Below are 16,276 nucleotides of genomic sequence, written 5' to 3' on the forward strand. Positions count from 1 at the left end.
TAAAAAAAGAATCACTAAAGCTGTTTTATGACAACTATAGTGATTCTTCCTTTTATTGATTCTAAGACAGATAGCTAATCAATGTTCATCAGATATTTCTTGAATGAGTCGAAGCTTTTATCCATCTGGACGCTCTGCTTTGTTCCCTTCATAAACTCCTGAAGTTTCTTAGGTATTGCTATCTCCTCCCTTATTATACCCTGAACAGTATTTAAGAATTTAGCAGGATGAGCCGTTTCAAGGAATACTCCGGTCTCGCCTTTCTTTAAGCTTTCAGAGAGAGCACGATATCCGCAAGCGCCATGAGGATCGAGAAGGTATCCTGTCTCGGTATATGCTGTAGATACAATGTCACTTATCTGTTCATCCGAGTAGGTCACTCCTTCAATATCCTTACATATCTCATCGTGGCTACATCCATACAGGTCGAGTACACGTGCAAAGTTGCTTGGATCACCAACATCCATAGCATTTGCTATTGTAGAGACAGAAGGACGTGGCTTATACTCACCACTCTTGAGATAGTTATAGAAAATATCATTCTTATTGTTGGCTGCTATGAATCTCTTGATAGGCAATCCCATCTTCTTTCCGAAGAGACCAGCAGTAATATTACCGAAGTTACCACTTGGAACACATACTACAAGATTATCAGCCTTACCAATCTTCTTCATCTGTGCATAAGCATAGAAGTAGTAAAATGCCTGTGGCAGGAAGCGGGCAACATTTATTGAATTTGCAGATGTAAGCTTCATATGCTCATTAAGTTCCTTGTCCATGAAGGCATTCTTCACAAGAGCCTGACAATCATCAAAAGTACCATCCACCTCTATTGCTGTTATGTTCTTTCCTAATGTTGTAAACTGCTTCTCCTGTATCTCGCTAACCTTACCTTTAGGATATAGCACATATACATGAATACCATCTACTCCAAGGAAACCATTTGCAACAGCACTACCTGTATCACCCGAAGTGGCAACAAGTACATTCACCTTTTCCTCGCCCTCTTTATGAATAAAGTAACCAAGTAATCTTGCCATGAATCGTCCACCTACATCTTTGAATGCAAGAGTAGGTCCATGGAATAGCTCCAGAGAATATATGTTGTCCTTAACCTTTACGGCAGGTATATCAAAACTTAGTGTGTCATAAACTATTCCTTTTAGAACATCGGCAGGAACATCCTCTCCAAAGAATGCATCGGCTACCTTGTATGCTATTTCCTGAAAAGAGAGTTTATCTATATTGTCAAAGAATTCTTTTGGCAATTTGTTTATCTTTTCAGGCATGTACAGACCTTTATCTGAAGCCAGGCCATTTACAACAGCCTCTTCAAGTGTTGCATAAGGTGCTTTTTTATTTGTACTGTAATATTTCATAATATAATTATTTATCAGTAGACATAAACTCGTTCATAAATTCATCCTCCTTCATCACTCCATAACTACCTTCAACAGCAGCTATCTCATCGAAAGTCTCCACCTCATCAGGTTCAATACCCGGATAATATATCAGGAATGGCACAGGCTCATCAGTATGTGTACGCAACTTACATGGAGTTGGATGATCAGGTAATATAGCTATTGCAACCGGTTCATCCCAATCTTTCACTGCATTATAAATTGGTCCTACAGCTCTCTTATCAAGGTTCTCTATTGTAAGTTGCTTTAATTTGAGATTACCCTCATGTCCGGCCTCATCACTTGCCTCGATATGAAGATAGACAAAATCATCTTTTTTCAGAGCTTCCAAGGCTGCTTTAACCTTATTTTCATAGTTTGTATCAAAAAGACCGGTAGCCCCCTCAACATTTATACGTCTCAAGCCTGCATAGTAGCCTATCCCATTTATCAAGTCTACAGCAGATATTACCGATCCGCTCTTTATAGTTGGATATTTCTCAGAGAGTTCTTCCATCTGCGGACGGTATCCCGGGCTCCATGGCCATATACTGTTAGCAGGATCTTTTCCCTCAGCTATACGTTTTAGATTTATAGGATGATTGGCAAGAAGTTCCTGCGACTTAATGATAAGATAATTAATCAAGTCGGCTGTTGGCTGTGCATCAGGTGTGAGTGCTTTAACCATCAGCGGACGGAAAGGTTTTAATGGCACATCATGAGGAGGTGTGCAATCAATATTCTTGTTTCCTCCCTTTATAACCAGCAGATGTCTGTACTGAACCCCTGTATAGAAATGAACAATATCATTGCCCAACTTCTCCTCCAGGTATTTCACAAGCATATCAGCCTCTTCGGTTGAAATATGTCCTGCAGAGTGATTTTTTAGTATTTCACCCTCAATACATATTATGTTACAGCGCATAGCCATATCATCATCTCCCAATTCAACGCCAATGCTTGCTGCTTCCAAAGGTCCTCTTCCCTCATAAACTTTAGGAAGATTGTACCCCATAACCGACATATTTGCCACCTCACTTCCAGGATGGAATCCAGAAGCTACAGTAACAAGTCGCCCTACTCTTCCCATCTTTGCCAACATATCCATGTTGGGTGTAGAAGAGTACTGCAATAGAGTTTTGTTTTGTATAGATTCTTCAGGCCAATCGGCCATACCGTCACCAAGAATAATGATATGTTTCATAATCATCAAATATTAGCAATGCTCATTATATCAGCGAATACTCCTGCTGCAGTAACACTTGCTCCTGCACCGTATCCCTGTATCATCATTGGATATTCATTGTATCTCTCTGTTGTAAGAAGAATAATGTTATTACTTCCTTCAAGTCCGTAGAAAGGATGAGAGTTCCCAACCTCTTCCAACTGTACACTTGCTTTTCCATTTTCAAGACGTGCAACGAATCTCCATCGTTTGTTCTCATTTTCCAATCTCTTACGTCTTGACTCAAAGTCAGCATCAAGAGATGGAACATTCTTCCAGAAGTCATCCAAAGAGCCTTCGAAGAATTCATTTGGCACAAAGAGATGTTTTTCCACGTCGCTTTGCTCCAATTTATAACCGGCTTCACGTGCAAGGATTACAAGTTTACGTATAACATCCTTTCCACTTAAGTCGATTCTTGGATCAGGTTCCGAGTATCTCTCCTCCTGCGCCATCTTTATAGTACGGCTGAATGGAACATCAGCACTGATCTTATTGAATATATAGTTAAGTGTTCCACTAAGTACCGCCTCTATCTTAATAATTTTATCACCACTGTTGATAAGGTCGTTTATTGTATTAATAATAGGAAGGCCTGCACCTACATTAGTCTCGAAAAGGAATTTAACTCCACGATGACGGGCTATATCCTTTAGTTCACGATACACTTCATACTCTGAAGAAGCTGCTATCTTATTTGCTGCAACAACAGAGATATTGTGATTTAAAAAACCTTTATAAAGCGAACACACATCCCCACTAGCAGTACAGTCTACAAATACAGAGTTGAATATATTCATCCCTATAATCTCATCGTGAAGCACCTGTAAAGATGACTTCATACCTTTCTCTGCGAGTTCTTCCTTATAGTTTGATAAATCTATTCCTTCACGAGTAAAGAGAGCTTTACGTCTGTCGGCTATACCTACGACTTTAAGCTTAAGGTTACGCTCTTTTATAAGCTTCTCCTGCTGACTCTTTATCTGCTCAATCAATCTTCCTCCCACAGTACCATGTCCACAGATGAACAGATTCAGTACCTGATATTCAGAAAGGAAGAATGAGTCGTGTATTACATTAAGAGATTTTCTCAATGATTTTGACTCCACAACAAATGAGATATTTGTCTCGGAAGCACCTTGAGCGCATGCAATAACACTAACACCATTTCTACCAATGTGCCGAACAGTTTTCCTGCAATACCCGGAGTATGTTTCATGTTTTCACCTACTATAGCTATAGTAGCAAGATTCATCTCTGCATCAACAGGCTTATCTCACCCATCTCAATCTCTTTAGCAAACTCCTGATTCAACACCATGCATGCTAAAGCTGCATCTTCATTACGAACACCAATAGATGTACTGTTTTCTGAAGAGGCTTGAGATACAAGGAACACACTGATACCGTTTTGAGCTAGAGTCTTGAAAATTCGGTAGTTTACACCGATGACTCCAACCATACCAAGTCCGGTAACAGTTATCAGGCTTGTATTATTGATAGATGAAATTCCTTTGATCGCTTTATTTTGATCATTGATCTGACTCTTTATTATAGTTCCGTTTCCCTTAGGATTAAAAGTGTTCTTTATAAGAACAGGAATGTTCTTGTGGAACACAGGATATATTGTTGGAGGATAAACAACCTTTGCACCGAAGTTACAAAGCTCCATAGCCTCCACATAACTAAGTTCGTTTATTGTATATGCTGTACTGATTACCTTTGGATCGGCAGTCATAAATCCATCCACATCAGTCCATATTTCAAGTGAGTCTGCATTAAGTGCTGCTGCAATTATTGAAGCAGTATAGTCGGAACCACCTCTTCCTAGATTAGTAATCTCTCCGCTCTTCTTGTCAGTAGCAATGAATCCAGGTACTACAGATACCTTAGGCAATTCTAAAAAAGTATTTTTTACAAGTTTATTTGTCAACTCTGAATCAAGGATATGTTTAGAGTGCTTATTTTCTGTCTTTATAAATACTCTTGAATCGAACAAAACAGCCTGGTCTATCAATGATGTAACAATCAAAGAAGATAGTCTCTCACCATAGCTTACTATAGTATCTGATGTTTTTGGAGAGAGGTCTCTGATAAGATATATTCCCTGATAAATATCTCTTAGTTCACTTAGGAGGGTATTAATCTTTACAAGCAGATCATCTTTTACCTCTTTATCTTTGATAATCTCATCAATCATTGATATATGAAGTCCTACAATATATGCATACTCTTTCTCGTAATTCTTATCTCCCTTTGATGCCATCAAGGAAGTGCTAATAAGCTTGTCTGTTATTCCGCCAAGTGCAGAAACAACAACTATAACAGGTTCTTTTACTGCTTCAACAATCTCTTTGACACTCAAAATACTATTTACGGAACCTACGGATGTTCCGCCAAATTTCATTACTTTCATGTAATTAGAATATTTATATCATGGAAAGGATAAAAGGCCTTCACCATAATAGATTAAAAAAATAAAAATTGCTTATTGCTTGTACCTGCAAGCGTGTATCACGTAGAAACACAAAATATTATCATTAACCCCTAAGGGTCATTGTAGTTGATGTGGACATTGTAGTTGCCATGTTCCACATACTAATTGTTGTGGTTGTAAATAGATAATATATTGTCATTAAAATATGTTCTTTTTGATAGAACAATGCAAATATAAAAACTATTTTATACAAACTATCACAATTCAGTTTTTTTTGCGATAAAAATGTCATGCTTTATTCATTTTACATGATATATTGTATAATTATAGGATTAACCTATATTTTTTTTACAAGTTCCTATTTTATAATGTTATTATAAATCAATTATAGCTACTTTTGTGAGAAAGAAAATAACATTTTCATTAACATATAGAGAGAATGGCAAAAGAGAAAGTAGTTTACGTCTGTACCAATTGCGGACAAGATTCTCCCAAATGGTAGGTAAATGTCCATCGTGTGGAGCTTGGAACAGCTATGTTGAGCAGGTTGTCAGAAAGGAATCTGCCGTCAAACAAGCTATCTCAGGTTCAAATGGCATGAAATCAAAACCTATGATACTATCCGATATTATCGGTGGTGAAGAGAGAAGAATTGACATGCGTGATGATGAACTGAACAGAGTATTAGGAGGTGGATTAGTTCCCGGCTCATTGGTCCTACTTGGAGGAGAACCTGGAATAGGTAAATCTACCCTCATATTGCAGACTGTACTACGCCTACCCGACAAGAAAGTATTATATGTCTCCGGAGAAGAGAGTGCACAGCAACTCAAGCTCCGTGCCGACAGAATAAAACATAACTCCAGCGATTGCATGATAGTATGTGAGACATCTATGGAGGAGATTTTTACACATATAAAGAATACATCGCCAGACATTGTGGTGATAGACTCTATACAGACTATTTCAACTGAAGGAATAGACTCTTCGCCAGGAAGTATAGTACAGATAAGGGAGTGCTCGGCATCAATACTGAAATTTGCCAAAGAGAGCAACATCCCCGTAATACTTATCGGCCATATTAATAAGGAGGGAACAATTGCCGGACCAAAAGTCTTGGAACATATTGTAGACACGGTCATACAGTTTGAAGGAGACCAGCACTATATGTACCGTATACTTAGAAGCATAAAGAACCGCTTTGGCAGTACTTCTGAACTCGGTATTTATGAGATGCGACAAGATGGATTGCGACAGGTTAGTAATCCTTCCGAGTTACTGCTCAGTCAGGATCACGAAGGAATGAGCGGAGTCTCAATAGCATGTGCTGTTGAGGGAATACGACCATTCCTTATCGAAACCCAGGCACTTGTGAGCACAGCCGCTTATGGAATGCCTCAACGTTCTTCTACAGGATTTGACTTACGACGTATGAATATGCTACTGGCTGTACTTGAGAAGAGGGTCGGATTTAAACTGGCACAAAAAGATGTCTTCCTGAATATAGCAGGAGGGCTTAAAGTTAATGATCCGGCAATAGACCTGTCAGTCATCAGTGCCATACTTTCAAGCAATATGGATAGTGATATTGAGTCAGGTCTTTGTATGGCAGGAGAAGTAGGGCTTAGCGGTGAGATACGACCGGTAAATCGTATAGAACAGAGAATTGGAGAAGCACAGAAACTGGGCTTCAAACAGATTCTTATACCAAAGCATAACCTGCAAGGTCTTGATACTAAAAACATTAAAATTGAGATTACCCCTGTAAAAAAAGTCGAAGAGGCTTTCAGAATACTTTTCGGATAAGAATTATAAAACAACAAAACAAAAAATATTATGATAAAATACGTAAACTATCTTTTAGTTTATTTATTGCTCCTTTTTGTCTCTTCATGTGATATGCCATTCGATGATAGCTATCATGTAGAGATACCACATCAAGAGAGCATTCCTATGTCTATTGACCTTAATGTCATAACAAATGGGCAAACAATATTAATAAACGGGAATAGTGATATAGCATTCTCACTATCAGCATTGGACAAGAATGTCTCTGCTGCCATATTTACATTAGGCAGTAAAAAATGGGAAGTGAAAGCTAGTGAGGGTGTTATTAATATCCTTCAAGATGAAATTCCAGCAGGAAATTATACTTTGGAGTGTGAAATGTATGTAAAGACTAATACAGGAAGCATAGCCGACCAATTTGATCAGGAATTTTATTACGGGAAGATGTCATGGCCTGTTATTGTCGACTACTCCATAGAAACTCCTGAACTTATCTCACAATCAATTACCAATGACAAATATCTTAAGTTGACCTGGATGAAGCCAATGACAAATCACCTTGTTTTGAAAGGTTACAGGCTTTGGTACAGTAATGATAATATTGATGGCTACAGAAATATTACAATTGCTCCTGATCAGACAAGCTATATCGACAGACTATATGTAGGTGAAAAATGTGAATATTCTCTGGTAGCTCTTTTTGAAAAGGAGAATAGCAGCTCCGAAATAGTATGGCCAATGGGAACGTTGAAGATGGAGAACAAAATTACCACCTATTCAACAATAAACAGCGATGGTAACATATTGATTAATTGGGATACTCCATACAGATGCAAAGCGGTAATAACCAAAGATGGTAAGAAATATATGCCTCAGGAAGAGGAAAGATATATTACATTTGCCACTCCCCCTATAACAGAGAATATATGGAGCTCTTTTTTTGAAGTGCTTGTACAGATTCAGGCTTATGATGAGCCCAACAAGAATATCTTTTCTAGATATAGTAAATTCCCATATTACGCAAAACAGATTGGTGAGCCATGGTCAAAATTCACATGGAACAAAAAAGAGAATGTAGTATATGTGCAATATTCAAACAAACTCATTAGCTATCAGCTTCCGGATTATAAACTTATCGCAACAAAAGATTTTAATAGCAGCTATATAACCGATTTGTGCTCATCTCCGACAAATGAGTTGGTTGCAATAAGAGTAGATAATGATGGAGTAAACGATAATACAAACATCTATATACTAAATGGCAAATCAATGAATGAGGTGTGTCACATTGAGGCTAATGATATGAAGTATAATGGATTAGGCAGACAACATTTGATGTATATGACCAATGATAACAAATTGGTATATTTTTCAGAGCAGAATGGTAATATGAAAGGTATAGCATGCAATCTGTATACCGGAGTAAAGGAGAAAAGTTTTTCTCTCAACACAAAATATGGCGCAGCATACCCTACTATCTCTAGCGATGGTAAGACTATGTTTTATGAAGAGGATAATGACCCTTATATGGTGAAACTCGATAACTATGAGGTAAAGGAAATTAAATCTCTGAATAATGAACGAGCAGGCAATTTCTTCATATTCAACCCTCAAAACAACAACGAGGCAATGATAGATAGAGATGAAAAGATATATGTAGTCGATGTTACAACTGGAAATACAGTAAGAGAATTTGCTCTGCCTGCAACAACTGGTGCATCTTGCTGCGACCCTGTAAGTGGATACATACTGGCATCAGCTCAAGACAGAATATATGTTATATCTTCACAAGACGGAGCAATACTATTCCAGCTACCAAACAATAGCAGAGCACTACTTATGAACAACTATTTAGTATCAGATTACGGATTGATTATGAATATCAAAAACTACTTAATAAAATGAAAAGCAAAATAATAATGCTCTTTGTGGTAATTGGAATATTCGTATCCCAATCAGCAAAAGCACAGTTCTTCGTAGAGTATAATTTAGGATATGGCACATTCAACATGGCAGATTTGAAATCTCTACTAAGTAAAGACAATACGGTAGATGGATTAAAAACAACAAATAATTTCCCGGGTTACTTTACACATGGTATACATGCAGGATTTATGAAAGGACATTCGTCATTCGGTATAAACTTAGGATACCAAAACACAGGCGGACAAAGAGCTGTTGAGGACTATTCCGGAGAGTACAAATATCAGATTCGTGCTAAAGGATATAAAACTGCCCTATTCTATCGTTACAGATTAACAAAGGCAGACAAACTCTCTCTCTTTGCAGAGATGGCTCCAGGTGCAATATTCAACAATGTGAATATGAAGAGCTCTTTATACCTTACTGCTTCTGAACAGTCAAAGAAAGATGAGGCTAATCTGAAAGGCATTAATCTTTTCGTTGAGCCGGCATTGGTAGCAAGATATCAGATAAACAAGATGTATCTGCAGTTACATGCAGGATATCAATGGTCGCCTATAAAACCTAAACTAAATTATAATGGAAATAAAACAACAGTTAATGCAGATTGGGATGGACTTAGGATAAGTTTAGATTTTGTTGTAACTTTGCAGAAATAATATAACTGGTTATGATACAGGAATTCCAACTCAGAGTCTCACCCGATAAGAGTGTAAATGAAGATGTGGTTAAAGAATATGTGAGTCGTGAAAAAGGGATAGACATACGTACCATAAAAGCTTTACGCATCCTTAAAAGGAGTATAGACGCTCGTCAAAGAACAATATTTATCAATCTAACGGTTAGATTGTATATTAATGAACAACCTAAAGATGATGAATATGCTCATACCATATACCCTGATGTACATAACAAGCAACAGGCTATAGTAGTAGGTGCAGGTCCTGGCGGACTCTTTGCAGCGCTCAGACTTATAGAGCTGGGAATAAAACCTATAGTTGTAGAAAGAGGAAAGAACGTAAGAGAACGTAAAAATGATATAGCCAACATAAGCCGTGAGCATAAGGTTGATTCGGAAAGTAATTACAGCTTTGGTGAAGGTGGTGCTGGCGCTTACTCTGATGGAAAACTATATACAAGAAGCAAGAAGAGAGGCAATGTTGATAAAATTCTGAATGTATTCTGTCAACATGGAGCCAACACAAATATACTTGTTGATGCACACCCTCATATTGGAACCGACAAACTCCCCAGAGTTATAGAAGAGATGAGAAACACCATACTAAATGTTGGTGGTGAAGTGCATTTCCAAACTCGCATGGATTCGCTCATTATTGAGAACGGCACCGTAAAAGGTATCGAAACAAATAACGGAGAGAGATTTATGGGACCTGTGATATTGGCTACAGGACACTCTGCTCGTGATGTTTACAGATGGCTCCATGATAACAATGTAGATATTGAAGCTAAAGGTATTGCAGTAGGTGTACGTCTTGAACACCCATCAATGCTTATCGACCAGATACAGTACCATAATAGAAATGGAAGAGGCAAATATCTTCCCGCAGCAGAATATAGCTTTGTCACTCAGGTTGACGGACGTGGCGTATATAGCTTCTGCATGTGCCCCGGCGGAGTTGTTGTTCCTGCAGCAAGCGGATCTCATCAGATTGTTGTAAATGGAATGAGTCCAAGTCACCGTAATGGGAAATGGAGTAATTCAGGCATGGTTGTCGAGATACGTCCTGAAGACTTGAATGATGATAGCATTAAAGAGATAATAAGTCATAACTCTGAGGAGGAGTTTGATTCAGAATCTCCACTTGCCATGATGTATTTCCAGGAGGCTTTGGAAAGAGCTTGTTGGATTCAGGGAAATATGCGACAGACAGCCCCGGCGCAACGAATGTTAGACTTTACAAAGAAGAAGTTGAGTTACGACTTGCCACCATCATCATATTCTCCCGGATTGGTCTCTTCACCTCTACACTTTTGGATGCCTAAGTTCATAAGTGAACGACTAAGCAAAGGCTTCATACAGTTCGGAAAAATGTCAAACGGATTTCTTACAAATGATGCTGTTATGATTGGAGTAGAATCGAGAACATCTTCTCCAGTAAGGATATTAAGAGACAATGAGACTCTTCAACATATTAAGATTACCGGACTCTTCCCTTGCGGTGAAGGTGCCGGATATGCAGGAGGTATTGTATCTGCCGGTATTGATGGAGAGAGATGTGCAGAAGCTCTTGCTGATTATCTAGGAAACAAACAATAATTAATATATGCATAACATTTCACCCGAAATGGCCATAATTGATAGAAATACACTGTCGTGTATAGGCCTGCAGACAATACTCGAAGAGATTATACCATCTGCAACAATACGAGTATTCAGCACATTCGACAAGTTCATATGTGACACACCCGACATGTATGCTCACTATTTTGTTTCATCACAGATCTATTTTGAACATACATCATTCTTCCTTGAGCGTTTTCCTAAAGCAATAGTTCTGGCTAACGGAGAGAACCTGCCTCAGTTAAAAGGTGTTCCTACAATGAATATTAACCAGAATGAGAAACAATTGATAAAGAGCTTACTCTCACTCCAAAAATATGGGCATAGTAACGAAACTATACCTAATCAGAATCATCCTGTTCATGAGAAAGATTCATTGGACCTATCTCCAAGAGAGATAGAGGTACTTGTGCTGATAACAAAAGGACTCATCAACAAGGAAATAGCTGATAAACTGAACATTAGCCTTACCACTGTTATATCACACAGGAAAAATATTACTGAAAAACTTGGCTTAAAATCGGTTTCATCACTTACTGTTTATGCTATAATGAATGGCTATATTGAAGCAGACAGTATCTAAATATCCTCATTAATTAGGATTGCATATATTTAAATGATATAGTTATTTTGCAGCTCAAATAAAAATGACTATAAATGAAGAACAGATTTATTCCTGTATTACTCTTTGCTGCATCTACATCAATGTTTGCGGAGGATAAATACATCAACCCTGCAGACACAACAAAAGCTGTAGACATCGAAGAGGTGGTAGTGATTGCCTCACCAAAAGAGACCGGAAAGTTGAGAGAACTTCCTTCAAGCGTCTCACTTATCTCACAAAAACAAATGCAAGCACATCATGTGACATCTTTGAAAGATGCCAGTGTTTTATCGCCAAACTTCTACATGCCTGATTACGGCTCGAAACTTACATCTGCAATATATATTCGCGGTATCGGTTCAAGAATGAATACTCCAGCTATTGGACTATATGTTGATAACATACCATACCTCGACAAATCTGCTTTCGATTTTAATTTCTATGATATTGAGCGTATTGATATCCTACGTGGTCCTCAAGGTACACTATACGGACGTAACACAATGGGTGGACTTGTCAAAGTCAATACACGCTCTCCTTTCACATACAATGGAACTGACGTAAAACTTGGATATGCTACAAAGAATAACAGTCGTACAGCTTCTCTTAGCCACTATCACAGAGTTAGTGACAGATTTGCCTTCTCCGTAGGTGGATATTATGAGGGTTCCGACGGTTTCTTCCGTAACTCATATACAGGCAAGAAAATTGATAAATTAGAAGCCGGAGGAGGAAGAGCACGCGCTATATGGCTTCCAAAAGATAATATGAAATTGGATTTCTCTATATCATACGACTATAGCGATGAAGGTGGATATCCATACTTCTATTCAGGTCCTGTCAAAGGTTATGAACAGGCAAACGAGCAATATAAAGATTATGAAGGTAAAATAAGCTATAACCAGGATTGTACCTATAGAAGAGGTCTTCTCAATACAGGTCTTAACTTCGAGATACAATCAGACAAGTTTATCTTCAATGCTGTTACAGGTTACCAGAATCTTAGCGACCGTATGTTTATGGATCAGGACTTTTTGCCTATGAACATCTACACTCTGGAGCAGAGACAGAAGTTGAATAGCCTCACAGAAGAGATTACATTCAAAAGCAAGAACAACCGTCGCTGGCAATGGGTTAATGGAGCTTCTGCATTCTATCAATCGCTAAAGACATCAAGTCCGGTAGGATTTATGGAAGAAGGGGTGTCAAGCCTTATCGAAGATAACATGAATCGCGTCTTCTCAATGATTAAGGCTAGTAACCCACGTGCTCCAAAGATGACTATGGACGTGCTTAACAACACTCTTATGATGAACAATGATTTCAGCACTCCATCATTGAGCACAGCACTATTCCATCAGTCTACTTTCAATGATATCTTCGTCGAAGGACTCTCTTTCACAGCAGGGCTACGTCTGGAATATGAAAAACAGTGGATGAGATATGATGCATCAAGTTCTATAGATTTTGATTTCAACGTTGAGGTAAGCCCTACAATGAAATTCCCTATGAAGAATCTTAATGCTGCTCCACGTATTGCAGGAAAGACAGGAACAGACTACTGGCAGTTACTACCTAAATTTGCTTTGAAATATGATTTATCAAAGAGTTCAAATATCTACGCCAGTGTAACAAAAGGTTATCGCTCAGGAGGCTACAACATACAGATGTTCTCCGACCTTATACAAAAGGAAATGCAAACAGCTATGACTGGAGCAATTGTTAATGGAGTTCCAAATATTCAAGGTCTGCCAGCTAACATGGTACCAGTTGTTCAGAACATGATCAATACTAATGTACCCGCTGCAAAAGAGATAGATGTTAAGGGCACAACACTATACAAACCTGAATATAGCTGGAACTTTGAGGTAGGTTCACACTTTGACCTGTTCAATGGAAAGGTTAAAGCTGATGTTGCTGCATTCCTTATGAACACACACGATCAGCAGATTGTAAAATTCGTTGAGAGTGGCCTCGGAAGAATAATGGTCAATGCAGGAAAGAGTCGCAGTATCGGTGCTGAGGCAGCTTTTATAGCAGCAATAACAAAGAGCCTCAACTTTAATGTGAACTATGGTTACACATACTCTACATTCAGAAAATATGATGGTGGCATAAACAGAGCCGGAGTTGAGATAGACTATACTGGCAACTATGTTCCATTCGTTCCTAAGCACACTCTTGCTATAGGAGGTGATTACACATTCTTCTTAAACGACAACGCACTTAAGAACATCACTATAGGTGCGAACTATACAGGAGCAGGTAATATCTATTGGAGTGAGAGCAATGACCAGAGCCAGGATTTCGTAGGCTCACTAAACGGATACTTATCATTAGGATTCAAGAACCTGAAAGTTGACTTCTGGGGAAGAAATCTTACTGACAAGAAATATACAACTTTCTACTTTGAAAGCATGAACAGAGGATTCGAGCAATATAACAAACCAATACAATTCGGTGTTGATTTGAAATATCATTTCTAATCTATATAAGCCTTTTTTACTATATAATACAATCCGAAGAAATTTCGGATTGTATTTTTTTCTCAGAGAATATATGCCTACACATCTGTTCTCTTTTTTTTGCTGACTAATGCATAAAGAATTTTCCCAAAGGTTCTTTTCATTTATAACGGTCATAAACCAAGGCACTATTTTTGGAATGTGATTTAATGATAATAAAAAGCCATTTATATTTATTTTATCCTAACCATATTATAATCACCATGGTTGAGTGTAACAATCATGCCATGAAATAGAGATGTGCTTTCAATAGAATATTTGTTTATATAGTTCTCTATAAATTTGGCTGTCATTTGTTGGAAGTATTTCTGATCATTAGCAGATAACTCTCCTGTATTAATTTCCAAACAATCATTCTCCGGTATAAAGTCTTTATTACATGTCCAACCATAATTCATATTATCAGAATGACGGGCACCAGAAATATAAAATCCATAGCCGCATTCGGTCTTGAGAACTCTGATATTAATTGCAGCAATGCCTTCAGGTGCCGAACTGTCAATTCCCTTCAGCCATGTATTGATAGCACGTTGCATGTATGACCAGCTTTTGATTAATGGCAACAGGCTAAATTTTGACAGAAGATATTCCATTTCGTCTAAAGATCTGGTTACATCATTTGTTGCCTTATGCTCCTTTGCATCAAAGACAGCAAACATAGCATAGTCCTGTAATTCCAAATGTCGACATGCCTCTTTTCCATTGCAATAGACTTTAAATGCACTAATGAATTCATCTCTAATGTAAGCGTTTTCATCGAACCACAATAAGCGAGTGCTTGGTTTAGGCGCATAATATACACAAATAATGAAACATGCATGCTCTTTCTTCACATTACCATTTTGGCTTTTTTCAGGAAGATTTGTATAAGTCAACTCATATTCAATTCCATTTCTTTCAAAAGTGTAGCTTGTCGGTGAATAACAAATAATATTTGTTGCATCCGGTATATCGTTATCCAGAAGCTTCTTTATTCTTTTGGTTACAACTTTAGGAGCTATGAAGGAAAAATAATATGACAATGCCAAAAAAAATGGAAGAGTGAACATAATTGGAACGAATGAAACTGCTATAGCTGTTGTAAATAGAAATGTATCTGTATAATGTCCATTTACATAATGTGCAAAGAAAAAAGAGAGATAAATTAATATACAAACGATGAGAAGTGGCAATCCCCAAAAAGACGTTGTCTTTTTCCACCACATCCAAAGTGATGAATATAAAAGATAGTCGTGATTACTCATTACTTTGAGGCTTTGCTTGAAGCTTAGATTGTCTGCCTGAATATATGATGGATGTGTTAAGTGCATTGTTTTTTGTGTTTACTATATAATATTTATTTTTTCTATAAATCCTATAGAAAGTATCCGATACAAATTAAAGAAATAATGAGCAAATATAATCTACCACATAGAGTAGATTTTGTAATCAGAGATGACATTCTAATTTTAAACAAAGATACCATACGGATTATACACATAATTGTAAAGGGGCTTTTCTTGTCCGAGTATATATAATACTCACATTGTTGTAGAATTGAGAAACTTTTATTGCATATCATAATCAATTTCACGTTCCACAACTGTGAATTATATACTCCAAATCTGTAGAGTATTCACTCTTCAGTGAAGTTTATATAGTTTACAACTGTTAAGTGATAAATCATTTATAATGACATATTGTAAATTATATTAAAAAGAAGCATCTTTAATTTAATAAACAATCAAAGATTATTTATTTTAAACATCCTAGATTATTTTATTTAGTGATATGCCTAATGATAGAGACCATATTTTCACACACTTAAAAATACAGGTACGACAGAAGGACAATTACTAATATTAATATAAATCTAAGATTTTACATGAGAAAGACACTTTTATGCCTAAGGGTATCTACACTGTTCTTTAGTTCTTACGGTAACAAATCCACACCGCAAGAACAAATTTTTATTAACTTACTTGAAAAATATGCTGTTCCTTATATGTATGGCATTTCCTCTGGAGAAATTAACCAAGCAGACAACGGCGCTCTCTATGCTGAGCTGATAAAGAGCAGATTTTCTGAAGGGTT

The 16,276-nt window shown here is 37.4% G+C and carries 8 protein-coding genes and 2 pseudogenes; 6 read left to right on the top strand and 4 right to left on the bottom strand.

All coding sequences use genetic code 11. From position 1 onward, the window contains the following. Positions 1 to 74: 74 nt before the first annotated feature. The 3 genes and pseudogenes from thrC to thrA form a co-directional block, all read right to left on the bottom strand. A complete protein-coding gene (gene thrC / locus JCM15092_RS07390; protein ID WP_024994107.1) occupies positions 75 to 1,379 on the bottom strand; it encodes a threonine synthase in 1,305 nt (434 codons plus the stop codon). Positions 1,380 to 1,386: 7 nt separating this feature from the next. Further along, the gene (locus JCM15092_RS07395) at positions 1,387 to 2,604 is read right to left on the bottom strand and encodes a cofactor-independent phosphoglycerate mutase (RefSeq protein WP_024994108.1); all 1,218 of its coding nucleotides are present in this window, start codon (positions 2,602 to 2,604) and stop codon (positions 1,387 to 1,389) included. A gap of 5 nt (positions 2,605 to 2,609) precedes the next feature. Continuing rightward, positions 2,610 to 5,040, bottom strand: a pseudogene (gene thrA / locus JCM15092_RS15355) (bifunctional aspartate kinase/homoserine dehydrogenase I). A gap of 460 nt (positions 5,041 to 5,500) precedes the next feature. On the opposite strand from thrA, the pseudogene radA reads away from it, so the two are divergent. From radA to JCM15092_RS07430, 6 genes and pseudogenes are all read left to right on the top strand, one after another. Then, a pseudogene (gene radA / locus JCM15092_RS15360) lies at positions 5,501 to 6,867 on the top strand (DNA repair protein RadA). 30 nt (positions 6,868 to 6,897) lie between these two features. Next, positions 6,898 to 8,754: a WD40 repeat domain-containing protein gene (locus JCM15092_RS07410; RefSeq protein ID WP_148296618.1), complete on the top strand. Its 1,857-nt coding sequence runs from the start codon at positions 6,898 to 6,900 to the stop codon at positions 8,752 to 8,754. Continuing rightward, a complete protein-coding gene (locus JCM15092_RS07415) occupies positions 8,751 to 9,431 on the top strand; it encodes a hypothetical protein (protein WP_024994110.1) in 681 nt (226 codons plus the stop codon). Before JCM15092_RS07410 ends, JCM15092_RS07415 begins: the two co-directional genes overlap by 4 nt. Positions 9,432 to 9,442: 11 nt before the next feature. Beyond that, positions 9,443 to 11,050, top strand: a complete 1,608-nt coding sequence (locus JCM15092_RS07420; RefSeq protein WP_024994111.1) for an NAD(P)/FAD-dependent oxidoreductase — start codon at positions 9,443 to 9,445, stop codon at positions 11,048 to 11,050. A gap of 7 nt (positions 11,051 to 11,057) precedes the next feature. Beyond that, positions 11,058 to 11,657, top strand: a complete 600-nt coding sequence (locus tag JCM15092_RS07425) for a response regulator transcription factor (RefSeq protein ID WP_034541736.1) — start codon at positions 11,058 to 11,060, stop codon at positions 11,655 to 11,657. Between the two features lie 74 nt (positions 11,658 to 11,731). Next, positions 11,732 to 14,164, top strand: a complete 2,433-nt coding sequence (locus JCM15092_RS07430; RefSeq protein ID WP_024994113.1) for a TonB-dependent receptor — start codon at positions 11,732 to 11,734, stop codon at positions 14,162 to 14,164. 212 nt (positions 14,165 to 14,376) lie between these two features. Here JCM15092_RS07430 and JCM15092_RS07435 read toward each other — a convergent pair whose 3' ends face one another. Next, the gene (locus JCM15092_RS07435; protein WP_024994114.1) at positions 14,377 to 15,513 is read right to left on the bottom strand and encodes a hypothetical protein; all 1,137 of its coding nucleotides are present in this window, start codon (positions 15,511 to 15,513) and stop codon (positions 14,377 to 14,379) included. Between the last annotated feature and the right edge of the window lie 763 nt (positions 15,514 to 16,276).

The organism is Phocaeicola paurosaccharolyticus JCM 15092 (assembly GCF_000613805.1).
Taxonomy (GTDB): Bacteria; Bacteroidota; Bacteroidia; order Bacteroidales; family Bacteroidaceae; genus Phocaeicola; species Phocaeicola paurosaccharolyticus.